At 68.5% G+C, this 24155-nt stretch carries 22 protein-coding genes; 13 read left to right on the top strand and 9 right to left on the bottom strand.

The features are described from left to right. Positions 1-2: 2 nt before the first annotated feature. The 3 genes from A9976_RS13990 to A9976_RS13980 are packed head-to-tail and all read left to right on the top strand — an operon-like array spanning position 3 to position 4287. A complete protein-coding gene (locus tag A9976_RS13990) occupies positions 3-830 on the top strand; it encodes an ABC transporter ATP-binding protein (RefSeq protein WP_183019504.1) in 828 nt (275 codons plus the stop codon). Continuing rightward, complete coding sequence (locus A9976_RS13985) at positions 827-2569, top strand: ABC transporter ATP-binding protein (protein WP_183019503.1); 1743 nt, start codon at positions 827-829, stop codon at positions 2567-2569. The genes A9976_RS13990 and A9976_RS13985 overlap by 4 nt, the downstream gene beginning before the upstream one ends. After that, positions 2566-4287: an ABC transporter ATP-binding protein gene (locus tag A9976_RS13980; protein ID WP_183019502.1), complete on the top strand. Its 1722-nt coding sequence runs from the start codon at positions 2566-2568 to the stop codon at positions 4285-4287. Before A9976_RS13985 ends, A9976_RS13980 begins: the two co-directional genes overlap by 4 nt. Before the next feature lie 4 nt (positions 4288-4291). On the opposite strand, the gene A9976_RS13975 is transcribed toward A9976_RS13980, so the two are convergent. Genes A9976_RS13975 through A9976_RS13960 form a run of 4 tightly spaced genes read right to left on the bottom strand, consistent with a single transcriptional unit; the run spans position 4292 to position 8513 of the window. Further along, positions 4292-5527, bottom strand: coding sequence for a cytochrome c (locus tag A9976_RS13975; RefSeq protein ID WP_183019501.1), 1236 nt, complete (start codon positions 5525-5527; stop codon positions 4292-4294). Between the two features lie 12 nt (positions 5528-5539). Next, on the bottom strand, positions 5540-6361 hold the full coding sequence (locus tag A9976_RS13970; RefSeq protein ID WP_183019500.1) for an ABC transporter ATP-binding protein: 822 nt from the start codon (positions 6359-6361) through the stop codon (positions 5540-5542). Next, a complete protein-coding gene (locus A9976_RS13965) occupies positions 6355-7410 on the bottom strand; it encodes an ABC transporter permease (RefSeq protein ID WP_183019499.1) in 1056 nt (351 codons plus the stop codon). Before A9976_RS13965 ends, A9976_RS13970 begins: the two co-directional genes overlap by 7 nt. Continuing rightward, entirely contained in the window at positions 7407-8513 is a 1107-nt protein-coding gene (locus tag A9976_RS13960; RefSeq protein WP_183019498.1) for an ABC transporter substrate-binding protein, read from the bottom strand. Before A9976_RS13960 ends, A9976_RS13965 begins: the two co-directional genes overlap by 4 nt. 218 nt (positions 8514-8731) lie before the next feature. Between A9976_RS13960 and A9976_RS13955 the strand changes: the two genes are divergently transcribed. The 7 genes from A9976_RS13955 (at position 8732) to A9976_RS13925 (ending at position 15567) form a co-directional block, all read left to right on the top strand. Then, entirely contained in the window at positions 8732-10135 is a 1404-nt protein-coding gene (locus tag A9976_RS13955) for an O-acetylhomoserine aminocarboxypropyltransferase/cysteine synthase family protein (RefSeq protein WP_183019497.1), read from the top strand. 36 nt (positions 10136-10171) lie between these two features. After that, positions 10172-11275, top strand: a complete 1104-nt coding sequence (locus A9976_RS13950) for an isopenicillin N synthase family oxygenase (RefSeq protein ID WP_183019496.1) — start codon at positions 10172-10174, stop codon at positions 11273-11275. A gap of 47 nt (positions 11276-11322) precedes the next feature. Continuing rightward, on the top strand, positions 11323-12135 hold the full coding sequence (locus A9976_RS13945; protein ID WP_183019495.1) for a MetQ/NlpA family ABC transporter substrate-binding protein: 813 nt from the start codon (positions 11323-11325) through the stop codon (positions 12133-12135). 13 nt (positions 12136-12148) lie between these two features. Continuing rightward, complete coding sequence (locus A9976_RS13940) at positions 12149-13297, top strand: methionine ABC transporter ATP-binding protein (protein ID WP_183019494.1); 1149 nt, start codon at positions 12149-12151, stop codon at positions 13295-13297. Then, the gene (locus A9976_RS13935; protein ID WP_013800725.1) at positions 13275-13940 is read left to right on the top strand and encodes a methionine ABC transporter permease; all 666 of its coding nucleotides are present in this window, start codon (positions 13275-13277) and stop codon (positions 13938-13940) included. Before A9976_RS13940 ends, A9976_RS13935 begins: the two co-directional genes overlap by 23 nt. Positions 13941-14051: 111 nt before the next feature. Then, positions 14052-14540, top strand: coding sequence for a VOC family protein (locus A9976_RS13930; protein ID WP_012207409.1), 489 nt, complete (start codon positions 14052-14054; stop codon positions 14538-14540). An 88-nt stretch (positions 14541-14628) separates the two neighbouring features. Continuing rightward, positions 14629-15567 carry a CysB family HTH-type transcriptional regulator gene (locus A9976_RS13925; RefSeq protein ID WP_013800726.1) on the top strand — a complete coding sequence of 313 codons (939 nt, stop codon included), beginning with the start codon at positions 14629-14631 and terminating at the stop codon, positions 15565-15567. Between the two features lie 20 nt (positions 15568-15587). On the opposite strand, the gene A9976_RS13920 is transcribed toward A9976_RS13925, so the two are convergent. The 5 genes from A9976_RS13920 to A9976_RS13900 all read right to left on the bottom strand — a co-directional run bounded on the left by A9976_RS13920 (position 15588) and on the right by A9976_RS13900 (position 21137). Further along, complete coding sequence (locus A9976_RS13920) at positions 15588-16079, bottom strand: GNAT family N-acetyltransferase (RefSeq protein WP_183019493.1); 492 nt, start codon at positions 16077-16079, stop codon at positions 15588-15590. A gap of 72 nt (positions 16080-16151) precedes the next feature. Beyond that, entirely contained in the window at positions 16152-17270 is a 1119-nt protein-coding gene (locus A9976_RS13915; RefSeq protein WP_183019492.1) for a bifunctional nicotinamide-nucleotide adenylyltransferase/Nudix hydroxylase, read from the bottom strand. 46 nt (positions 17271-17316) lie between these two features. Beyond that, positions 17317-19017 (bottom strand): NAD+ synthase, encoded by a 1701-nt coding sequence (locus tag A9976_RS13910; RefSeq protein WP_183019491.1) that lies wholly within the window; start codon positions 19015-19017, stop codon positions 17317-17319. A 39-nt stretch (positions 19018-19056) separates the two neighbouring features. Further along, a complete protein-coding gene (gene pncB / locus A9976_RS13905) occupies positions 19057-20256 on the bottom strand; it encodes a nicotinate phosphoribosyltransferase (RefSeq protein ID WP_183019490.1) in 1200 nt (399 codons plus the stop codon). A gap of 56 nt (positions 20257-20312) precedes the next feature. Then, on the bottom strand, positions 20313-21137 hold the full coding sequence (locus A9976_RS13900; RefSeq protein ID WP_183019489.1) for a cysteine hydrolase: 825 nt from the start codon (positions 21135-21137) through the stop codon (positions 20313-20315). 295 nt (positions 21138-21432) lie between these two features. Between A9976_RS13900 and A9976_RS13895 the strand changes: the two genes are divergently transcribed. The 3 genes from A9976_RS13895 to A9976_RS13885 are packed head-to-tail and all read left to right on the top strand — an operon-like array spanning position 21433 to position 24123. Then, positions 21433-21798, top strand: coding sequence for a DUF2304 domain-containing protein (locus A9976_RS13895; protein WP_183019488.1), 366 nt, complete (start codon positions 21433-21435; stop codon positions 21796-21798). Then, on the top strand, positions 21795-23240 hold the full coding sequence (locus A9976_RS13890) for a mannose-1-phosphate guanylyltransferase/mannose-6-phosphate isomerase (RefSeq protein WP_183019487.1): 1446 nt from the start codon (positions 21795-21797) through the stop codon (positions 23238-23240). Before A9976_RS13895 ends, A9976_RS13890 begins: the two co-directional genes overlap by 4 nt. Positions 23241-23295: 55 nt before the next feature. Further along, positions 23296-24123: an ABC transporter permease gene (locus tag A9976_RS13885; RefSeq protein WP_183019486.1), complete on the top strand. Its 828-nt coding sequence runs from the start codon at positions 23296-23298 to the stop codon at positions 24121-24123. Positions 24124-24155 lie beyond the last annotated feature (32 nt).

Below are 24155 nucleotides of genomic sequence, written 5' to 3'. Positions count from 1 at the left end.
GCATGCCATTCCGCAACGCGCTGCATGTCAGCGATGTTCACATGGGCTATGGCGCAGCACCCGTGCTGCGCGGTGCCACTCTGGGGCCCTTGGCTGCGGGTTCGGTCAATGCGCTGGTGGGACCCAATGGCGCAGGCAAATCCACGCTGCTGCGCGGCATTGCAGGCTTGCAGCGCATGCGCGGCGAGGTGCGCCTGGGCACGGCGCTGCTGTCTTCCCAGCCGCCGCTGCAGCGCGCGCGCCAGGTGGTCTATGTACCGCAAAGCCTGCCCGAGCGCTCGCGACTGGCGGTGTTCGAGTCCGTGCTCAGCGCGGCCATGGCCGGCGAGCCCGCACAGGCGGCCCGTGGCTGGCCGTTGGCCGGCACGCATGAGGCCGAGACCGCCGTGGAGCAGGTGCTGCAGCGCCTGGAGCTGACGGCCCTGGCCGACCGGCCGCTGGCTGGGCTGTCGGGTGGCCAGCGCCAGATGGTGGGTCTGGCCCAGGCCCTGGTGCGCCGTCCGCGCCTGCTGCTGCTCGACGAGCCGACCAGCGCCCTGGACCTCTACCACCAGCACCGCGTGCTGGACGTGGTGACCGAGATCGCGCACGAGCGGCAACTGGTGGTGCTGGCCGTGCTGCACGACATCAACCTGGCCATGGGCTGGGCAGACCGGATCATGGTGCTGGACCAGGGCCGCGTGGTGCGTGCCGGCAGCCCTGTCGAGGTGGTGGACAGCGCCCTGCTGCACGAGGTCTACCGCGTGCAGGCCGTCGTGGAAACGGTCAACGGCCGGCGTCTGGTCGCCGTGAGGCACGCGCTGGGCGGCCGTGGGCAGGAGCCGTCATGAGCACCTCGCTCGAACGTTGGATGGTGTCGCGCTCGCGCGCGCAGCTGGCGGCCACGGTGGCCTGCGGGCTGCTGGCCCAGGCCATGCTGGTGGTGCACGCGCTGTGCCTTGCTCGACTGCTGGACCAGGCCATGGAGGGGGCGTCGCTGCATCCCTGGCTGGCGATCGGTCTGGCGGCCCTGGTGCTGCGCGGCGTCCTGGTGTGGCTGGAAGAGTGGTGGGCGCAGCAGGTGGGCATGCGCACGCGCGCCGTGCTGCGCGAACGCCTGCTTACCCGGTTGATGCGCCTGGGGCCGGCCTGGGCGGCGGCCCGCCCCACGGGCGAGCTGCAGGCCACGCTGGTTGCAGCTGTCGATGCCGTGCAGGTCCATGCCAGCCGCCATGTTCCCAGCCTGCTGGGAGCCGTGCTCGGCTGCGCGCTGGCGCTGGGCGCCCTGGCATGGGTGGACGCGGGCTGCGCGCTGCTGCTGGCCGTGTTCGTGCTGGGGCAGCCGCTGCTGGACCGGCTGTGGCTGCGCCGGCACATGCCCGGGGCCAGCGGCGTCATGGCGGCCCTGGCTGCCTTTGGGGCGCAGCTGCTGGACAGCCTGCGCGGCATGGAGACGCTATGGGCCTTTGGCGCCTCGGCGCGCTGGCGCATGCGTCTGGCCGAACAGGCCGCCCGCCTGCGTGCCGAGTCCATGCACACGCTGCGCGCCACCTTGCTGCGCACCGGCCTGACGCGTTTCGTTGGCCTGGCCGGCATGGCCAGTGTCCTGGGGTGGGGCAGCTGGCAGCTGGGCCAGGGCCGGCTGGATGCGGCATCGCTGCTGGCCGTGCTGCTGCTGTCGCGCGAGGCCTTCAGGCCGCTGGAGCGGCTGGAGAAAGCCTTTCATGCGGCCTGGGCCGCGCGCGACGGCCTGCATGCCATCGACGCGCTGCTGCACGCGCCGCTGCCCGTGCCTGAGCCGCAGCGGCCCGGACCTGCTCCTGCAGACGGCCGCATCTCGCTGCGCGGGGTGTGCTTTGCCCATGACCAGGGGCAGGAGCCGGGGCGGCCCGAGGTGCTGCACGGACTGGACCTGGATATCGCCGATGGTGAATGGGTGGCGCTGGTGGGGCCCTCGGGCGTCGGCAAGTCCACGCTGCTGTCGCTGCTGTGGCGCGCCGCCGATCCCCGGCGCGGCATGGTCTGCCTGGGCGGCCGGGACCTGCGGGAGCTGAGCCTGGCGCAGTTGCGCTCCAGGGTCGCCCTGGTCGCCCAGGACACGCTGCTGTTCAGCGGCAGCCTGGAGGACAACCTGCGCATGGCCAGCCCCCAGGCCTGCCTCAGCGACATCGAGGCTGTCCTGCATGATGTGCAACTGGCCGATCTGGTGGACAGCCTGCCCCGAGGCCTGCAGACCGAGGTGGGCGAATTCGGCGCGCACCTGTCGGGCGGGCAGCGCCAGCGGCTGGCCCTGGCGCGTGCCTTGCTCAGGCGTGCGCCCGTGCTGCTGCTGGACGAGCCCACATCCAGCGCAGATCCACGCACGGAGCAGGCCTTGCTGCAGGTGTTGCGGCCATTGCGGGGCCGCCGCACTCTTGTCATGGCCGCGCACCGCCTGGAGACGGCGCGCGAGGCGGACCGCATCGTGGTACTGGAAAACGGCCGGGTGGCCGAACAGGGCACGCACGATGATCTGCTGCGCCGTGGCGGCCGCTATGCACGGCTCTGGGAGGCGTCTCGGGCCAAGAGGACGACGGAGGAGGTCGCATGATCCGCGATGAATCCCGCAGTTGGGCCGGCCTGCTGGCGCCGGTGGCGTCGCACAAGCGCCTGCTGGCAGCGGCGTTGCTGGCCGCCGCGCTGGCGCAGGCTACCGTGGTCGGCGCCTGGGTGCTGGCTGCCTGGATTGCCGGACAGGCCGCCATGGGCGCGCCGTGGACTGCGCTGCAACCGGCACTGGGCGCATTGGCCTTGACGGCGCTGGTGGCCGCGCTCAGCCAATGGTGGCAGACCCATGCCTCCCATGCGCTGGCATTTGCGTTGATAGAAACACTGCAGCTGGGCATCTACGACGGGCTGGAGCGTGGCGCAGGCAATGCGGCCGGCCCGCAGCGCAGCGGTGACATCGCCGCCACCGCCACGGCCGATGCCGAGCTGATGGAGCACTTCTACGCCCACATGCTGGGCGAGCTGTCCGGCGCCCTGTGCGTGCCGCTGGCGGCGCTGGGCCTGCTGGCCTGGCTGCATCCGCTGCTCGCCCTGGCCTGGCTGCCCTTTGTTGCCTTGCCGGTGCTGGTGTCCTGGTGGCTGGCCGGCAAGGCACAGCGGCAGGCCAGGGCGCTGGCAGCGGCCCAGGGCGAACTCAATGCCGATGTGGTGGAAGGCCTGCGCGGGCTGCGTGAACTGGCGCTGCTGGAGGCCGGCCCGCGCTGGCTGGCACGCATGCGTGCCAAGGCTGCCGCCCTGTCCCCGCAGGTGCGCAGGCATGCGTCGCTTGCTGCGGGCCAACTGGCCACTGCGGACCCGTTGCCGGCCGTGTCGGCCCTGGCCATGGCTGCCGTGGCCGCCTGGCTGCTGGACCAGGGGCACATCGATGCCGCTTGGCTGCCGGTCGTGGTGGTACTGGCCGGCATGGCGCTGGCGCCGCTGGCCGAAGTGGCGCAGGCCGCGCGCAGGCTGGGCGATGTGAAGGCTGGTGGCGACCGCATCGTGCAACTGCTGCGCCAGCCCCGGCGCATTGTGGACAGCGGAACCCGTGAGGCGCCGGCCACGGCGTCGCTGGACTTCTGCGGTGTGCATTGGCAGCGTGGCGGCATACCCGTGCTGCGCGGACTGGACCTGTCCCTGCGGCCTGGCGAAATGGTGGCCCTGGCCGGCGCGTCCGGCGCCGGCAAAAGCAGCTGCGTGCAGCTGTTGCAACGCCTGGGCGAGCCCGACGCCGGCAGCCTGCGCATGGGCGGCATGGACATCCGTGAATTGCCGCTGGCCGTGTTGCGCCAGCAACTTGCCGTGGTCCGCCAGGAGGTGCATTTGTTCGACATCTCCATCGCCGACAACATCCGCCTGGGCCGGCCTGACGCCAGCGATGACGAGGTACGGCAGGCCGCCATGCTGGCGCAGGCCCATGGCTTCATCAGCGGGCTGCCGCAAGGCCATGCCACGCGCTGTGGCGAACAAGGCATGCGCCTGTCGGGTGGCCAGCGCCAGCGCATCGCCCTGGCGCGCGCTCTGCTGACCGGTGCTCCCGTGCTGGTGCTGGACGAGGCTTCCTCCCATCTCGACAGCGAAAGCGAGCAAGCCCTGCTGCGCGCGCTGGACGCCTTGCGCGAGCACCGTACCGTGCTGCTCATCGCCCACCGGCCCGCCATGCTGGCCTGCGCCGACCGCGTGGTCCTGCTGGAGGGCGGCCGCATCGTGGAGCAGGGCACCCACCGGGAGTTGCTCGCGCTCCAGGGCGCCTATGCCAGCCTCATGGCGGCGGATGCCTGATTCCTCAGTGCACAAACCCACCCTTGATGAACCGCACGGGCTCGGCATCCATGCGAGCGATCAGGGCCCCGAGGCCGTCGGATGAGCCGTCGGATGAGCCATCGGACGGGCCGGCGGTTGCCGCAGCGGCCGTCGTCGCCTCGACCGTCGTCCTCGCGGGCGCGTCCGTGCGGCAGACCAGGTCGTCCTCCGACCAGCCCTGTGCGCCCGGACGCGATAGCGCGCGCAGCCAGCCGCTGCGGTCGCCCAGCCATTGCATGCCCTGCAGCTGCTCCGAGCCGCTGAGCAGGGCCATGGCCTGCCAGGCGCGCGGGTCGGTGACGGTGCAGTCCAGTGCGCTGGCGGTGCGGTTGCCGCCATCGGGCGACAGCTGCAGGCTGACCAGGCGCGGGTCTTCCTGCACCGGGCCGCTGCCAGCCACCACCCTCAGCCGCTGCTGGCGGCTTTGCCAGGTGCTCAGGCGGCGCGCGGGCTGGCCTGCGCACTGCACGGCCATGTCGGGCAGGCCCACGGGATAGGGCCAGCTGCCGGCGATCTGCAGCATCTGGCCTGCGGCGCGGGCCTTCATGAAGTCGATCAGGGCCCAGGCGTCGTCGCTGGACAGCCGGTCGGCTTGGCCGTGTGCCCGTGCGCCGTCGCCAGACTCCACGGCACGGCGGTCATGAAGAATGGCCCAGAGCAATTCCCCATCGGCGCGGCGCCACAGCAGCGGGCTGGTGAAGTTGGGGGGCCAGACCGCCTGGCTGGCGGCCAGCGGGCCGTGGCCCCGGCCATCGGCACCGTGGCAGGCTGTGCAGTGCCGGGCATAGACCGCGCTGCCGCGCGCAATGCTCTCCACGCTGAAGCCCGTGGGCGAGGCGTGGAAGCTGGTGGCATGCGCGGGCACCAGGATCAGGTCGGCACGCGGCCAGGGGGCCAGCAGCAGGGCGAGCGCGGCCAGCGCGGTCAGCACCAGGGCCGGCAGGCGGATGCGGCGCAGAACCAGGGCCAGCGCCAGGGCCAGCACCAGCAAAACGATGGCGGTGGCCACGGCCGCCAGCGACCACAGCAGCCCCCGGGCCTGGCCCAGGTCGATCAGCAGGTTTTCGCCAGACAGGCGCAGGGCCCAGGGCCAGGCAGGCTGGCCGTCCACCGTGCCGGCCAGGCCCAGGCCGTGCAGCAGCTGCAGCAGGCCGACCTGGGCCTGCTGCATGGCGCCGATCAAGGGGTTGAGCCAGTCGGGGGAGTCGCTGCGTTGCATCGGAGGCGGGCGCTACCAGGTCTGGTCCAGGCCCAGGTGGCGCAGGGCCTCGTGGCGCAGCTCGGACAGGCGGGCGTGGCCGCGCTGGCGCGGGTAGGGCAGGTCCACATCGATCTCGGCCACGATGCGGGCAGGCCGCTGGCTGAAGACCAGCACGCGGTTGGCAAGAAAGAGGGCCTCCTCCACATCGTGCGTGACCAGCAGCACGGAAAAGCCCGCGCGCTGCCAGATCTTGAGGATCTCGCTTTGCATGGCCAGCCGCGTCAGCGAGTCGAGCTTGCCCAGCGGCTCGTCCAGGATCAGCAGGCGCGGGTCGTTGACCAGGGCGCGCGCCAGGGCCGCGCGCTGGGCCATGCCGCCCGACAGCTGGTGGGGATGGCTGTCCGCGAAATCCTCCAGTCCCACCAGGCGCAGGGCCTCGTCGATGCGGTGGGCCTGGCTGTCCAGCAGGCCGCGTGCCTGCAGGCCCAGGGCCACGTTGCCGCGCACCGTGCGCCAGGGAAACAGCGTGGGGTCCTGGAAGACGACGATGCGCGAGGGATCGGGCTCGGTGATGGCCGTGCCGTCCTGCGCCACGGCGCCGGCCGTGGGCGCGTCCAGCCCGGCCACCAGGCGCAGCAGCGTGGACTTGCCGCAGCCGCTGGGGCCCAGCAGGGCGACGAACTCGCCGGGCCGCACCTGCAGGCTGACCTCGTCGAGCACCTGCAGCGCGCCCTGCCCCTGGCCGAACCAGTGGCTGACGGCCTGCACATCGATGGCCGCGCCGGCTAGGGCCGCCCCGGCGATGGCGGGCGTGGCTGCGGCGTTGGCGGCGTGTTCTGCGGCAATCACCATTTGACGGTTCCCTTCTGCCACGACAGCGTGCGGTCGCGCACGGTGAACAGCAGCGTGATCAGGCCCGAGCACAGCACGGCCATGACCAGCAGCGCCGTGTACATGTTGGCGTAGGCTGCCCAGCCCTGGGCCCACTGCAGATACCAGCCCAGGCCGGCCTTCACGCCCATCATCTCGGCCGTGATCAGCACCGAGAACGAGGCGCCCAGCCCCATGAACAGGCCCACGAAGACCTGGGGCAGGGCGGCCGGGATGGCCACGCGCAGCACCAGGAACCAGGGCGATGCGCCCAGCGTGCGCGCCACGTCGTAGTAGCTCTTGCTGACCGATGCCACGCCCGACCAGGTCAGCACGGCCACCGGAAAGAACGTGGCCAGCGCCACCAGGAACACGGCTGCCGAGTAGCTCGACGGCGCGAAGAAAAAGGCCAGCGGCAGCAGGGCCGAGGCCGGCACCGGCCCCAGGAAGCGCAGCAGCGGATGCACCCAGTAGCCCGCGATGCGCGACCAGCCTATCCACACGCCCGTCAGAAACCCGATCACGGCGCCGAACACGATGCCGTTGAGCAGCAGCCGCAGCGAATACAGCGTGGACAGGCCCAGGCGCTGCCAGTCCTCATGGACCACGTCGATCAGGCTTTGCGGTGGAGCGAAGAACGGCGGCGGCAGCGCGCCGAGCTTGGCCGTCAGCGTCTCCCACAGCGCCAGCAGCAGCGGCGCCGCCACCAGCCAGGCACCGGCCGGGCGCAGCCAGCGGTCGATGCGCCGTGCTGCCCGTACGGGTCGCACAGGCAGCGCGGCCGATGCCAGCAGCAAAAGGGCCACGACCAGGGCGGCAATGCCGAATTCCTGCGTGAATGCCCATTCGCTGAAGCCGATCTCCTTGTTGGGCCACAGCAGGGTCAGCATGCCCAGGCCGGCCCAGGCGGCGGCGGCCAGCAGGCCGGTGCGCCAGGGGCCGGCCTTGCGCGAGCCCTGCGCCTGTTCCCGCTCCAGGCCGGGTGGGGCATCCGTGGCGCCCAGGCGCCAGCGTGGTCTTGCGGTGCTCATGCGAGGACGTCCAGCGTGATGTGGCTGGCAAAGCGGCCAGGGTCGGTCTGCTTCTTGAGCACGCCGGCCGTGCGGAAGTCGGCCGCAAAGGCCTGGACCTCGTCGCGCAGCGGCTTGCCGTGCGGATGGTGCTTGAAGGTCAGCTCGGCCAGCAGGCGCTGCAGGTCCTCGACGGGCACCTTGGGTGAGTACCTGGCAAAGATCTTCGCCGTTTCGTTGGGGTTCTCGGCGATGTAGTCCGAAGCCTGGGTCAGCGCGCGCACCACGCTGGCCGCTGCGGGCTTGTTGGCCCGGGCGAACTTTGCGCCTGCGCCGATCACGCAGCAAATGCTTTCGGCGTACTCGTTCTTGGCGCTGTTGCCCAGTTCGAGGAAGGTGCCGGGGTTGCGTTTCTCGATCAGGTAGAGATTCGGGTCGCCGTCGGCAATGGCCTGGATCTCGCCTTTTTTCGCGGCGACGTCCAGCAGGTCGGCCGGGTAGACGCGCCATTCGATGTCCTTGTCCACGTCCAGGCCGCGCTTGGCCAGGTGGATGGAATAGAACTGCTTGGCCGGGCTGTTGAGATCGGCCACGCCGATGGTCTTGCCCTTGAGCGTCCTGGGGTCCAGCGTGACGCCGGCCGACTTCAGGCCGACCAGGCGCAGGCAGCCGCCGTGCACGCTGCCGATGAGCTTGACATCCAGCCCCGCCTCCAGCGGCTTGATCCAGCGGTGGATCAGGCCCGCGCCCGCATCGGCCTTGCCCGTGGCCAGCGCCTCCAGCAACTGGTCGGCCGAACCGCCCCAGTTCAGCAGTTCCACGTCCAGGCCGTTGCGCTCGAAAAAGCCGCGCTCCAGCGCCACGGGAATGGGTGAATGGCAGAAGCTGGCCTGGCTCCAGGCAAAGGTGATCTTCTGGCGCGGCTGCGCCCCGGCGCGGCCGCTGAACCAGGCGGCCGAGCCCAGCGCGCCGGCTGCGGCGCCGGCGCGGATCAGGGTGCGGCGCGAGAGCGAGGGCTCGGTCGCCTCGGGAGCATCGAGCGCCCCGAATGCACCGCAATCGGCGCCATGGGCGCAGCGGCTGTCCTGGGTCCTGTCGATCTCGGTCTGGGTCTTGCGGGTCATGGAACTCCCTCCAAAGCAGTTTCGGGACTGCCGATGCTGGCCGCTGAGTGCCGTGTTTCCAACGACGCAAAACGCGCATCCATATGTGCGTGGCAACTAGGAAGGCAGCGGCTCGGCGACATGCGCAAACCGAATAAGCGAACGCGTTTTTCTTCGTAGTGCGCAGGGCGCGGGCTTCGAATAATGGGCTGCATCGACCACTCATACGGAGTCCATGCATGACCTCAGCCACCGGCACCGAGTCCGCCCCGCACGACGCAGCCAGCGATGCGCTGTGGCAGCAGGACACCCAGGCACTGCACGCCGGCTATCGGGGGCGAGAACAGCAGCGCAGCGCGGCCGTGCCCATCTACCAGAGCACCTCCTTCGTATTCGACAGCGCCCAGCACGGGGCCAACCTGTTCGGCCTGGTGGAGGAGGGCGATGTGTACTCGCGCACGGCCAACCCCACGCTGGCGGTGCTGGAGCAGCGCATTGCGGCTCTCGAAGGCGGCGTGGCCGCGCTGGCCCTGGCCTCGGGCATGGCCGCCATTGACGTGGCGCTGGCCACGCTGGCCAGTGCGGGCGACCATGTGGTCGTGGCCTCGCAGCTGTATGGCGGCACGCACAACTTCATCGCCCATGTGCTGGCCTCGCGCGGCGTGCAGAGCACGGCCGTGGCCAAGGATGATTTCCAGGCGTTGCGCCGGGCGATAGGGCCGCGCACCAAGGCCGTGTTCGTGGAGTCCGTGGGCAACCCGTCGGGCGGCATTGCCGACCTGCGCCAGCTGGCCGACATCAGCCACGCGGCCGGCGTGGCCCTGGTGGTGGACAACACCGTGGCCTCGCCGCTGCTGCTGCGGCCCTTCGACTGGGGCGCCGACATCGTCGTGCATTCGGCCACCAAGGCCATTGGCGGACACGGCAATGTGCTCGGTGGACTGATCGTGGACAGCGGCCGCTTCGACTGGGTGGCGCATGCAGGGCGCTATCCGCAGTTCAGCGCGCCCGAGCCGGCCTACCAGGGCTTTGTCTTCACCGAGAAATTTCCCGACCGGGCCTTCATCGCGCGGGCCCGTGCCGTGCTGCTGCGCAACTGCGGCGCGGCGCTGGCGCCGCACAGCGCCTTCCTGCTGCTGCAGGGCCTGGAGACGCTGGGCCTGCGCCAGGAGCGCGCCAGCCGCAACACGCTGGCCGTGATCGATTTCCTGCAGGCTCATCCGCTGGTGGAGCGCATACACCACGCCAGCCAGAGCGGCCACGCCGACCACGCGCTGGCGCTGCGCCAGCTGCGCGGCGGGCATGTGCCGGCGCTGCTGGGCTTCGAGCTGCGCGGAGGCCGGCAGGCGGCGCGCGCCTTCTATGACGCGCTGCGCCTGTTCCTGCGCCTGGTCAACATCGGCGACAGCAAGTCGCTGGCCGCCATTCCTGCCGAGACCACGCACAGCCTGCTCAGCGACGAGGAGCTGGCGCGCGTGGGCATTGCGCCCGGGCTGGTGCGCCTGTCCATCGGCATAGAGCATCCGCAGGACCTGCTGGCCGATCTGGCGCAGGCGCTGGAGCAGGTGCAGGGCCATGCGGTGTTGGCTGCCGAACGCGAACAAGACCGCGAGCAAGACCGTGATCAGCGCCTGGCGGCCTGAGCGCCCCTTCCTTCCCCCCTTCCCTGGCAGCACAGCATGAGCACCTTGACAGCATCCACCCTCGAAGCGCCGGCCGCCACAGCGGCAACCCCGACCCTGCCCGTCATCGACCTGCAGGCCCTGCGCGACCCGGCCACGCAGGCCCAGGCGCTGCGCCGGCTGGCGCGCACGGCGCGCGACACCGGCTTCTTCTACCTGGAAGGGCACGGCATAGGCCGGGACGCATGGCAGGGCATACAGCGGCGCGCGCGTGAATTCTTCGCGCAGCCGCTGGCCGACAAGCAGGCGCTGGCCATTGCCAACACGCGGCACTTCCGGGGCTATACGGCCGTGGGCATGGAGATCACGCGCCAGCGGCCCGACCAGCGCGAGCAGATCGACCTGGGCGAGGAGTCGCCCGAGATTCCCGCAGGCCCCGGCGTGCCGGACTGGAAGGGGCTGCAAGGCCCCAACCAGTGGCCGCAGGCCCTGCCCGGCTTCCGCGAGGAGGTGCTGGCCTGGCAGGCGGCAGCGCATGGCGTGGCGCTGGAGCTGCTGCGCCACTTCGTGGCCGCGCTGCAGCTGCCCGAGGGCGCGCTGGACGCCCTGGTCAGCGGCCTGCCTGCGCACCGCATCAAGATCATCCACTACCCGGGCAGCGAGCTGGGCGCGGCCGGCCAGGGCGTGGGCGCGCACAAGGACGGCGGCCTGCTGACCCTGCTGCTGCAGGACGAGGTGGGCGGGCTGCAGGTGGAGACGCCGGCCGGCTGGGTCGACGTGCCGCCGCGCGACGGGGCCTTCGTCATCAACATCGGCGAGATGCTGGAGCTGGCCACCAACGGCTATCTGCGCGCCAACGTGCATCGCGTGCTGGTGCCGCGCGCGGGCGTGCAGCGCTACTCCATCGCCTACTTCCTGGCGCCGCGCCTGGACCTGGGCCAGGTCCCGCTGCTGACCCTGCCGCCCGAGCTGGCCGTGCTGGCCACGGGGCCGCAGAGCGACCCGGACAACCCGCTGTTCAGCCATGTGGGCGAGAACGCGCTCAAGGGCCGCGTGCGCTCCCACCTGGATGTGGCCCAGCGCTTCTATCCCGAGCATTTCGCCCGCCTGCAGGCCCAGGCCCGCGCGGCCGGCCGTGAGTTGCACCCCGGCGCCTATTGATCGGTTCCTGTTGATCGGTGCCTGTTGATTCTTGAAAGGACTGTGCGATGGACAAGCGAGTATTTCTGCGGGGTCTGGCGGCGGGGGCCTCGGCGGCGGCGATGTCAGGCGCCATCCGGGCCGCGCAGGCCGACCCGCTGCGCGTGGGCGTGCGCGGCGGCGTGGACGAGGAAATCTGGGAGGTGGTGACCCGCGTGGCACGCGAGCAGGGGCTGCAGGTCAAGCCCGTGGTCATCAGCGGAGCGGCCAGCCCCAACGAGGCGCTGAACAACGGCGACATCGAGGCCAACTCCTTCCAGCATGTGCCGTTCCTGCGCGACCAGAACCAGCAGCGCGGCTACCGGCTGGTGGCAGCCGGCGATACCTACATCTCGCCCATCGCCTTCTATTCGAAAAAGCACAAACGCCTGGGCGACCTGCCCGCTGGCGCGCGCCTGGGCATTCCCAACGATCCCAGCAACCAGACGCGCGCGCTGGTGGTGCTGCAGGACCAGGGCATCCTGAAGCTGCGCGAAGGCTTCGACCCCTTCAAGGGCACGGCGGGCCTGGCCGATATCGTCAGCTACCAGAAGAAGGTGCAGCTGGTGGAGGCGGCGTCGGTGGTGCTGGCACGCTCGCTGGACGATCTCGATGCCTCGGCCATCGTCAACAGCTTTGCCTACCAGGCCGGGCTGATCGCCACGCGCGACGGCATCGCCGTCGAAAGGCGCGAGCGCAACCCCTATGTGAACATCATCGCCGTGCACGAGCGCGACCGCGCTGCACCCTGGGTCGCGGCCCTGCTGCGCGCCTACCAGTCCGAGCCCGTGCGCCAGTTCATAGTGAGCAGGTACCAGGGCTCGGTGCTGCCGGCGTTCTGAGGCGTGTAAGGCAATGAAGGTGGAACAGGCGGCGGCCGGCGAGCCCCATGCAATCGATGCGCTGCAGCGGCCGCACATCGTCTTCGAGGGCGTGCGCAAGCACTACCCGGGCGCGGGCACGGGCACGGGAAGGAGCGCGGGCGAGCCCGTGCACGCGCTGCAGGCGCTGGGCTTCGAGGTCGGGCGTGGCGAGGTCTTCGGCATCATCGGCCGCAGCGGCGCGGGCAAGTCCACGCTGCTGCGCACCATCAATGCGCTGGAGAAACCCAGCAGCGGCCGCGTGCTGGTGGACGGCACCGATGTCGCCACGCTGGACGAGGACGCGCTGGTGGCGCTGCGCCGGCGCATCGGCATGATCTTCCAGCACTTCAACCTGATGTCCTCGCGCACGGTGTACGAGAACGTGGCCCTGCCGCTGCAGGCCGCAGGCTGGCGGCCCGCGCTCGTGCGCGCGCGGGTGGACGAGCTGCTGGCCCTGGTGGGGCTGGCGGACAAGAGCGGCGCCTATCCGGCCCAGCTCTCGGGCGGGCAAAAGCAGCGCGTGGGCATTGCGCGCGCCCTGGTGCACGAACCCGAAATCCTGCTGTGCGACGAGGCCACCTCGGCCCTGGACCCCGAGACCACGCAGTCCATCCTGGAGCTGCTGCGCGAGATCAACCGCAAGCTGCGGCTGACCATCGTGCTCATCACGCACGACATGGCCGTGATCCGCGAGGTCTGCGACCGCGTGCTGGTGCTGGACCAGGGCCGGCAGCAGGAGATCGGCGAGGTCTGGCGGGTGTTTGCGGCACCGCGCTCGGAAGCAGCGCGTGCGCTGCTGCGGCCGCTGCGGCAGGCCTTGGCGGCCGACCTGGAACTGGTGGCGGCGGCCGATGGCCCGGAGGCCGTCGCCGTGCTGGCCATCGGATGGGCCGACGGCGGCAGCCAGCAGGGCCTGCCGCTGGCGCAGCTCCAGGTGCTGGGCCCGCGTGTCCGCTTGCTGCAGGGGGGGCTGGACTGCATGCGCGGGCGTTCGCAGGGCCGCCTGCTGGTGGGCGTGCCGGTGCAGGATCTGCCGTCGCCACTCTCCCCGCTCTCGCCGGACGCGCTGTCTTCCCTTCAACAGGCGCTGGGCGCCGATTCACTGCAACTGCTTGGCCATGTCCCTGCCCCCGCTCGATAAATACCTGCAGGCCTTTCTGGAAACCCTGCTGATGGCGGGCGCGTCCTCGCTGATCGCCATCGTTGCCGGGCTGGCGCTGGCCATCGTGCTGCACACCACGGCGCCGGGCGGGCTCTACGCCAGGCCGCGGCTGTACCGGGGGCTGTCGGCGGCGGTGAACATCGGCCGGGCCATTCCCTTCATCATCCTGCTGGTGGCCCTGCTGCCGGTGACGCGCGCCATCGTGGGCACCACGCTGGGCACCTGGGCGGCGGTGGTGCCACTGTCGGCCAACCTGATCCCGTTCTTTGCGCGCATCGCCCAGGTCAGCCTGGGCGAGGTGGACGGCGGCCTGGTGGAGGCGGCGCGCGCCATGGGCCTGCGCCGCCCGCAGATCGTGCGCCAGGTGCTGCTGCCCGAGGCGCTGCCGGGCCTGATCGGCGGCATGACCGTGAGCGTGATCGCCATGGTCAATGCCTCGGCCATGGCGGGCGCCGTGGGGGCGGGGGGCCTGGGCGACCTGGCCATCCGCTACGGCTACGAGCGCTATGAGACGCGCGTGATGTTCGAGGTCATCGTCATCCTGGTGGCCCTGGTGTCGGTGCTGCAGTTCGGCGGCGAATGGCTGGCGCGCCGTGCCGACCACCGGCGTTCGATCTCTTGAGATGATTTGGAAATAACAGACTGAATTTTTATTATTTTTGGTTTTTTCGACTTGTCTCGACAATGGCCTGCAGCAGCATTCGGGCTGCTGATTCTTTTCCGAGACGCTTCGATGACCCACACCACACGCCCCGCCTGGCCTTCCCCTCTTGCCGGCCGCACTGCCATGAAGCCGGGCGTGGCCATCGTCTGTGGCGTCCACCATGTCCAGCTGTCCTTCCCGGCGCGCGCCCAGGCGGCCATGGAGCGCTTTTATGGCGAAGTGCTGGGCCTGTCTGCCCTGACCGTTGCCGGGCGCCCGGGCCTGAGCTTTCTGGCCGGCGGGCAGCGCATCGATCTGGTGCCCTACAAGGGGCAGTCCGGCGGCACCGAGCGCGCGGCGGGCAACCTGGTGCACCTGGCGCTGACGGTCAGCGACGTGGATGCGCTGCGCCAGCAGTTGCTGGTGCACGGCGGCCTGGCGCTGGAGGTGGCGCCCGTGAGCGAGGGCCGGCGCTGCTATGCGCGCGACCCCGCAGGCAATCTGATCGAGCTGCTGGAGCTGCCCCGCGAGGCAGCGGCCGATGCCCCGGACGAGCCGGCCGTGGCCTGTTCGGCCTGAAAGCCTCTGGCCGTCCCCCTCTCTCTTTCCTTTCTGCTTTTGCCTTCCACAGGCCCGGGCCGCACCGGCTCCGGGCGGAGCCTTGCCCATGAACTTCCAGCAACTGCGCTATGTGCGCGAAACCGTGCGCCGCGGCTACAGCCTGACCGAGGTGGCCCACACGCTGCACACCTCCCAGCCCGGCGTGAGCCGGCAGATCCGCGAACTGGAGGAGGAGCTGGGCGTGGAGATCTTCATCCGCGCGGGCAAGCGGCTGACCGGGCTGACGCCGCCCGGCGAGGCGCTGCTGCCCATCGTCGAGCGCCTGATGCTGGAGGCCGACAACCTGCGCCGCGTGGGCGCCGACTTCAGCGCCAGCGAGCAGGGCCGGCTGTCGATTGCCGCCACCCACTCCCAGGCCCGCTATGCGCTGCCCCATGTGGTGCGCGACTTCCGCCAGCGCTATCCGCAGGTGCGCCTGCACCTGCACCAGGGCTCGCCCGAGCAGGTGGCGCAGATGCTGCGCAGCGGCGAGGCCGACATCGGCGTGGCCACCGAGGCGCTGGCCGGCTATGAAGGCCTGGTCGCGCTGCCCTGCTACCGCTGGACGCACGGCGTGGTCGTGCCGCCCGGCCACCCGCTGCTGCAGTCGCAGCAGGCGCTGACGCTGGAGGCGCTTTCGCGCTTTCCCATCATCACCTACGAGCAGGGCTATACGGGCCGCGCCCACATCGACGAGGCCTTTGCGCGCGAGGGCCTGGAGCCCGACGTGGTGCTCACGGCCATGGACGCCGACGTGATCAAGACCTATGTGGAGCTGGACATGGGCGTGGGCATCGTCGCCTCGGTGGCGCTGGATGCCGAGCGCGACCAGGGCCTGCGTACCCTGGACGCCGGCCACCTGTTCGAGGTCAACACCACGCGGCTGGGCCTGCGCAAGGGCGCCTGGCTGCGCGGCTATGCCTATGCCTTCATCGAGACCTTCGTGCCCACGCTGACGCGCGAGGTGGTCGAGCAGGCCGTGCGCCAGGGCGTGGAGCCCGAGTAGGCAGACAAAGGGGGCCGGCCTCAGGCCGGCTCGCGCGCCATCTCCAGCAGGGTGTCGCCCGTCACGCGGTAGCGGATCCACTCGGTCTGGGGCAGGGCGCCCAGGCGGTCGTAGAACTCGATGGAGGGCAGGTTCCAGTCGAGCACGCTCCACTCGAATCGGCCGCAGTCCTTCTCGACGGCGATCTGCGCCAGGCGGCGCAGCAGCGCCGTGCCCGCGCCCAGGCCGCGCGCCTCGGGCGTGACGTAGAGGTCTTCGAGGTACAGGCCGTGGCGGCCCTGCCAGGTCGAGTAATTGAAGAAGTAGACCGCAAAGCCCACGGGCTGGTCGCCATGCAGGCAGATCAGGCCGAAGACGGCGGGGTTGTCGCTGAACAGGGTGCGCTTCACATGCTCTGGCGTGGCCAGGACTTCATGCTCGGCTTTCTCATAGACGGCGAGTTCGCGCACGAAGCGGACGATGAGCTCGGCGTCATCGGGGGTGGCGGGTCGGATCTGTAGGGTGGTAGTCATTCAAGCGCGGGGGAACACGGGAAGCCCGGAAAAACGGTATTGCGGCGCAAGATGGCGCCGCAATCTCCGGTTTTAGCCGATTTTCGCGCCCGTGTCCGCCAGGGGCTGTTGCACCGGAAGGGGCAGGAACTGGCGCAGGATCTGGAAGTGGTCCTCGAAGAACGCGCTCTCCATGGCGGGCAGGTCGCAGACGGCCACCCAGCGCGCCAGTGCCGCATCGTCGCCGCCCTGCACGGGCGGCAGCGAGGGCAGCACGCCCAGGTCCAGGTAATGCACATGGGTGATGGTGCGCCCGCGCAGGCTGCGGTCGGGGTGGTCGAAGACCTGCACGGACTGCAGGGCGGCCTGCAGGTCGGCCTCGCTGAGCGTGGAGCAGGTCTCCTCGCGCAACTCGCGCAGGCAGGACTGCCACAGGGTGTCGCGCGGCTCCAGGAAGCCGCCCGGCAGCGCCCACAGGCCCAGGCCCGGGGCATGGCCGCGGCGTATCAGCAGGATGTGGTCCTGTTGCGCGTCTTCGTGCGGCACGCGGCAGCGCAGCAGTGCGTCCACGGTCACGAAGACGGGCGGGTAGGGCGCCGCAGCCCAGGCCTGGCGGTACCGGGCCAGCATGCGCCATTCCTCGCACATCTGCGCATGGGCGGGCGTGGTGGCCCATTGGCGCAGGAACTGCAGGGTGGCGGGCGGAACCTGGGCGGCCAGGGCTTCGAAGTCCACGCCGGATTCGCCGAAGTAGATGTCGCGCAGCGGCGTGGCGTCGAACTGGCCCAGGCGCGGCAGGCTGATCAGCTGCCAGCGCGGAAAGCGCGCCAGGTAGCCGCTGGTCGCGTCCTTGAAATGGCCGACCAGGGCCACGCTGGCGCCTTCGGGCACGCAGGACTGCACGGCCTGCTGCACGGCCTGTACCCACAGCGGCTCGTTGTAGTAGTCGCGCACGGGCACGCAGTGCAGGCGGGCCGCATCGGCCGGCGGCAGCGCCTCGCGCAGCATCTGCGCGCGCTCCTGCCAGCTGAAGGGGTTCTTGGGGTTGGGCGCCTGCCAGGCGCTGCCCAGCACGACGACGACCTGCTCGGCGCGCTCCAGCGCCGCGCGCAGCAGTGCCATGTGGCCGTTGTGCAGCGGCTGCAAGCGCCCGATCAGCACGGCGGTGTGCACGCGCTCGCTGGTGGCCGGGGTTTCGGTGGGGGCGTCCATGGCGGCAGTCTCTTGCATAAACAGGCTCGGTGGCTTCACTCTGGCTTCATTCGTAGTGGGCGGCAATGGGCATCTGGCGGCCCGTGCCGAAGGCGCGCGGGCGCACGCGCAGTATGGGCGGGGCCTGGCGGCGCTTGTACTCGCTGCGGAAGATCATGCGCTTGACGCGGTCAACCAGCTCGGCGCCGCCGGGTTGGCCCAGCAGCTGGGACACAAAGCGCTCGGCCGTTCCGTACTCGGCGGTGGACAGGTGGCGGCCCTCGATGGCGTATTTGAGGATTTCGTCCAGCACCGCATAGGGCGGCAGGCTGTCCTCGTCCTTCTGGTCGGGCGCCAGCTCGGCCGAGGGCGGCTTGTCGATGATGGCCTGGGGAATCAGCTCTCGGCCCGCACTGTGGTTGATGTGGCGCGACAGCTCGAAGACCTCGGTCTTGTACAGATCGCCCAGCAGGCCCAGGCCGCCGTTGGTGTCGCCATACAGCGTGCAGTAGCCCACCGAGATCTCGGACTTGTTGCCCGTGGTCAGCAGCAGGTGGCCGAAGGCGTTGGAGTACTCCATCAGCGTGGTGCCGCGGATGCGTGCCTGCAGGTTCTCCAGCGGCAGGCCCTGCAGCGGCTGGCCGAAGCTGGCCTCGAACTGGCGCGCATAGCCGTCGACCAGTTCGCGTATCGGGTGCTCGTGCAGCGTGATGCCCAGGTTGCGGCACAGGATCACCGAGTCATCGACCGAGCCGCTCGACGAAAAGCGCGAGGGCATGGTGACGGCCACCACGTTGTCCGCGCCCAGGGCCTCGGCCGCCAGGGCCAGTGTCAGCGCGCTGTCTATGCCGCCCGAGCTGCCGACGACGGCGCGCGTGAAGCCGCAGCGGCGCGCATAGTCGCGCAGGCCCAGCACGATCTGGCGGCGGTAGAACTCCATGGTGGGCAGGCCTGCGGCCGTCACGCCCACGCAGGGCTGGCCGGCCGCGTCGAGGAAGCGCCCGTCGTCGAACTGCAGCGTGCGCAGGTCTTCGACAAAGCGCTCGGCCTCGAAGACCACGCCGCGCCCGGGCTCCACCGCGAAGGAGGCGCCGTCGAACACGATCTGGTCCTGGCCGCCGATCTGGTTCACATAGAGGATGGGCAGGCCGTGGCGCGTGGCCGCCTGGCCGAAGATCTCGTGGCGCTGCTCGCGCTTGCCCAGGTGGCTGGGGCTGGCGTTGATGCTGACCACCAGGTCAGGGGCGGCGTCGGCCATGCGCGCGAAGGGGTTGGTGGCGTAGTCGGCACCGGCGTCGTTCCAGCCGTCCTCGCACACCAGAAAGCCCACCTGGGCCTGGCCTATGCGCAGCACCTTGGCCGCGTCGGGGCCGGGCTCGAAGTGGCGGCGCTCGTCGAAGATGTTGTAGGTGGGCAGCAGCTGCTTGTCGTAGCGCAGGCGCACGGCGCCGTCCTTGAGCACCAGCAGGCTGTTGTGCAGCGGCTTGCCGGGCCCGCTGGCGCGCGTGGGCGCGCCGATGACCCAGTGCAATTGCGGCCACTGGCGCGTGGCCTGCAGCAGCTGCTGCAAGCCTTGCTCCAGGCGCTCGCGAAAGGCGGGCTCGTCCAGCAGGTCGCCAGGGTAGTAGCCGCACAGCGACAGCTCGGGAAAGACCAGCAGGTCGGCCTGCTCGTGCGCGGCGCGGGCAGCTGCCTCGGCCATGCGGGCCACGTTGCCGGTGATGTCGCCGACGGTGGGGTTGAGTTGGGCAATGGTGATGCGCAGCATGAATGGAGCCTTGGCGGTGTCAGGCGGTGTCAGGCAGTGTCAGACGGCGACAGGCTGGGCCAGGCCGAAGACCTGGCGCAGATAGGCCAGATAGGTTTCGTCGTTGCACAGCGTCTTGCCCGGCGAGTCCGAGATCTTGGCCACGGGCTGGCCGTTGGCGTGGGTGAGCTTCATCACGATGTTGATGGTCTCCAGCCCCATGTCGTTGGTCAGCCGCGTGCCGATGCCGAAGCCCAGCTGTATGCGGTCGGCAAAGCGCTGGTACAGGGCCAGGGCCGTGTCCAGGTCCAGCCCGTCGGAGAACACCAGGCGCTTGGCCTGCGGGTCTATGCGCAGCTTCTGGTAGTGGGCGATGGCCTTCTCGCCCCAGGCATACGGGTCGCCCGAGTCGTGCCGCAGCCCGTCGAAGAGCTTGGCGAAATACATGTCGAAATCGGCCAGGAAGGCATCCATGCCCACGGTGTCGGTCAGGGCCACGCCCAGGTCGCCCCGGTACTCCTGCACCCAGTCCTCCAGCGCGGCGATCTGGAAGTCGCGCAGGCGCACGCCCTGGGCCTGGTAGCTCTGCAGGTACTCATGGGCCATGGTGCCTATGGGCACGATGCCGAAGTCGCGCGCCAGCAGCACGTTGGAGGTGCCCTTGAACCACTGCGCCGTCTGCGTGGCAAAGGCCTGGACCACCTCGCGCTGCCAGGCGCCCGAGAAGCGCCGGCGCACGCCGAAGTCGAACAGCTCGAAGGGGTTGCGCAGCCTGGCCTCGCAGGCCAGGTGGCGCAGGCGCTCGATCTTGCCGGCCAGGCGCCTGCGGCCTTCGGCCAGCGCCGCCTCGGCGTCGAAACGCCGGAAATACAGCTCGTTGACGATGGCCAGCACATAGATCTCGAAGCCCATCACATGGACCTGGGGGCCCTTGGCCTCGATGTGCAGGGCGCCGCCATCGGCCCAGGCACGGATGAAGGCGCGCTGGAACTGGAAGATGCGCAGAAAGTCGATGAAGTCGCTCTTCATGAAGCGCAGCCCGCCCAGGTAGGCCAGGTCTTCGGGCGTGAAGCGTAGCGCGCACAGGGCGTCCAGCTCGCGCTCCACCTCGGGCAGCAGCTCGGCCAGCGGGAAGGCTGTCTTGGTGCGGCAGACGAATTCGTACTCGGCCTCGGTCTGGGGATTGCGGTGCAGCATGGCCTGCCACATCGTGAATTTGTAGAGATCGGTGTCTAGCAGGCTGGTGATGATGGGAGCCATGGTGCGATGCTGGGGAAACAGGAAAGGAGGCTGCGCGCGTGAAGGCGGTCCGGCCCCTACAGGTGGAGTTCCTGGCTGGAGGCCAGCCGCAATCCGCGGGCCTGCATGGCTGCCAGGAAATCATGGTGCGCGGACTCGAAGCCCGGCACCGGGCTCATGGCGTCGTGCATCAGCACAATGCGCTCGGGATGGGGAAGGTGCTCGACCAGATGCTCGACCGTGGAGCGCACGCAGTGGCTGCTCGCCTCGCCCGCGACCACCAGCAGTCCGGCACGGTCCAGCCGCTCCAGCAAACCGGTGTTCAGCAGGGTCGCCGGATCGGCAGGGTCCGGCACCTCGGCCTGCAGGGCGCTGTAATGCTCGGTCCAGGGATTGAGCCCCTTGAAAACGTTGCATACGGCGCGCTGGCGCTGCTGCTGCCAGTCGCCACAGGCCGCCAGCACATCGGCATGGATACCGTGGCCCCAACTGCCCACTTCGCAGTGCACGGGCCAGACCATCAGCGTGTAGCGGCTGCTCGCTTCGAGTGCATCCAGATAGTCCAGGCTGCGCTGCAGGGCCTGGGCGTTGCGCGGCCGGAACACGCCCGCCCGCACCTGTGCCGCCGTGATCGCGGTGAACGGTGCCACATCGCCGCCATCGCCCTGCTGCCAGAAGGCGGGGTGGGCGATGTCGTAGCGCTGGTGCGAGTCCAGCGTCACCGTGATGGCGTCCACCTTCGCTGCCTCGCGCCGAATCCATCCGCCCAGCCGCTGCATGTCGGCATGGGCGCCAGCCACGGGCAGGCTGGGGCGTTGGCGGCCGGGGCACCAGTCGTCAGGCAGATCGCAGAAATCGTTCTGGGGGTCTATGAGCAGGAGGTGGAGGGTGGGAGATGGCATGAGTGGTTACTCGCAAGCAAGCGCTTTGGAGCGTGCCGAGAATCAAGGCTTCAGTGTAGTGCGGCAACAGTCCAGGCCGTTACCCTCTGCCCGGTGTGGTCAGGCTTGCGCTGGCGAAAACAAAGGGGCGCGACCCTGTCAAGGAAAGGGATGGTGCAGCAGGGGCTGGCAGCCAGCAGCACATGATGCGGAACCTACATTTACGTATTCCGTGGGCGGATTGGAGCGTTTCAGGCCGTCATTTGCCCAGTCTTGCGGCGCGATTGGCTACTTTCGGTAGGTTTTGATTATCACCATGGCATCCCTTCAGATAACAACGACTTTCATGGGTGTGGGATTGGCTGCGCTGATCCTGTACCTTATTCGCCGCGATCATCTGTATCTCATGCATGGCCTTTTCTGGGTGCTGGTTGCCGCGGCAGCCGTCGTGCTGGGGGTCTGGCCGGGGATGATCAACCGTCTGGCAACGGCGCTTGGCATCAGCTATCCGCCCGCCATGCTGCTGCTGGCCTGCATCGTCTTGTTGATCAAGGCCTTGCATGCCGATATGGTCAACACCCGCATCGAGCGCGATGTGCGGCGGCTCAATCAGCGGCTCGCAATGCTCGAGGCGGATGCTGCGGACCTCATCCAGGCCCCGACCGAACCCCCGACCCCATGACATCCGCCCTGCTTCCCGTCATCTTGTGCGGCGGCTCCGGTACCCGCCTGTGGCCTCTTTCGCGCGAAGCCTATCCCAAGCAGTTTCTTGCAGTGACAGGGGCGGGCATTTCTCTGTTGCAGGACACCGTCAGGCGGCTCGACGGTCTGGCGCCCCACATTCCAAGGGCCTCGCCGATCGTGGTGTGCAATAGCGAGCATCGATTCTTGGCGGCCCAGCAATTGCAGGAGGCTGGCTTGCATGGGGCCAGGGTCGTGCTGGAGCCCGTGGGGCGCAATACGGCGCCCGCACTGACACTCGCCGCCCTGGTGGCCGATGCAGACGATGTTCTGCTTGCCATGCCGGCCGACCATGTCATCCGTGACCTGGAGCGGCTTCACCACGCCCTGAACACTGCCTGGCAACTGGCTCGGCAGGGGTCCATGGTGACTTTCGGTGTCGTGGCGGATCGACCGGAGACAGGGTATGGCTATATCCAGAAGTCCCTGGCAGTGGAAGGCTTCGACGCTTTTGCCATCCGGCGCTTTGAAGAGAAGCCCAGTCTGGATGTGGCCCGGGCCTATCTGGAAAGTGGCAATTACCTGTGGAACAGCGGGTTGTTCATGGTCCGGGCAGGACAATGGCTCAAGGCCATGGCCGCGTTGCAGCCGCAGATGCTGCGGGCATGCCAGACTGCCGTCGAGCACAGCAGCCGCGATCTGGACTTCATCCGACCTCAAGGCGATGCTTTCAGCGATTGCCCTTCCGACTCGATCGACTATGCAGTCATGGAGCATCTGCCGGGCCGCCTGGACTTGGGAATCCCAGCCCATGTGGTGCCCCTGGATGCAGACTGGTCCGACCTCGGCGCCTGGGACGCCTTGTGGGAGGTGCTGCCTCACGATGCCCGAGGCAATGCCCATGCCGGTCAGACCCTGGCGATCGATACCCAAAACAGCTTGTTGTTCTCGGAGACCTGCCTTGTCGCCACGGTGGGCCTGGACAACATTATCGTGGTTGAAACAGCCGATGCCGTCTTGGTGGCGGACAAACGCCGAACACAGGATGTCAAGAAAGTCGTTGCCGAATTGAAGGCGCAAAACCGCCAGATGGCTTCATCGCATCGCAAGGTGCACCGCCCTTGGGGCTGGTACGACCGCATCGATGGTGGTGAGCGATTCCAGGTGAAGCGCATCGTCGTCAACCCCGGCGCCAGCCTGAGTCTGCAGATGCACCAGCATCGGGCAGAGCACTGGGTCGTGGTCAAGGGCATGGCCGAGGTCACGCATGGCGAGCGCAGCTTTCAACTGCGTGAAAACGAATCTACCTATATCCCCGTACGGCATCTCCATCGATTGAGAAATCCAGGTCTGGAGCCATTGGAAATCATTGAAGTGCAGTCCGGCGATTATCTGGGCGAGGATGACATCGTGCGTTTCGATGATTTCTACGGCCGGGGCTGACGGCCATCGAAATGGATGGCCGGAGATTGATGAAGAATAATACAAAGGATATCGGATGAATCCTCATGCTGCTCGATCGGTGTCGCCGCTGGAGCTAATTAAATCTATTGCCGTCAATCGCAGCTTGATATTCAGCTTGATAGAGAGGGATATATTTGGCCGCTATCGAGGTGCAACGCTGGGCTTGTTGTGGTCTTTCTTCAACCCGCTGCTGATGTTGATTGTCTATACGTTCGTGTTCAGCGTGGTCTTCAAGGCGCGCTGGTCTGGAGGGACTGACTCGAAAACGGAATTTGCAATGATTCTGTTTTCTGGCTTGATGGTTTTCAATATATTTTCCGAATGCATAGGGCGTGCGCCATTGTTGGTCGTCAATAACGTCAATTATGTCAAGAAAATAATATTTCCGCTGGAAGTGCTGCCTCTCGTTGCACTGGGTACTGCTCTTTTTCATTTTATTATCAGTGTATCTGTCTGGATGGCTTTTTATCTCATATTTTTTGGAATTCCTCCGCTGAGCATGCTGTATCTGCCAATCATTCTTCTTCCTTTGATTCTTCTGATTATGGGTTTTTCGTGGATACTGGCATCGTTGAGTGTCTATCTGCGTGATATCGTGCATGTCGTGGGGGTGATCACCACGGTGATAATGTTCCTGTCTCCTGTTTTCTACCCGGTTTCCACGCTGCCTGAAAAATATCAGGCCATCGTCCGTTTGAATCCACTTGCAGATATTCTGGAGCAGGCTCGGGGTGCAATGATCTGGGGTCGTGGGATTGATTGGTTGAATTGGACATTGCAGATGTGTGTCGCAGCCGCGATCGCCTGGGCCGGATTTGCCTGGTTTCAGAAGATGCGGAAAGGCTTTGCCGATGTCATCTGATATTGCGATCAAGGTTGATGGGCTGAGCAAGT

The organism is Delftia sp. UME58, assembly GCF_014170385.1.
Taxonomy (GTDB): domain Bacteria; phylum Pseudomonadota; class Gammaproteobacteria; order Burkholderiales; family Burkholderiaceae_C; genus Comamonas; species Comamonas acidovorans.
The sequence above is the reverse complement of the archived record's forward strand: the minus strand, read 5'-3'. Positions and strand labels throughout refer to the sequence as shown.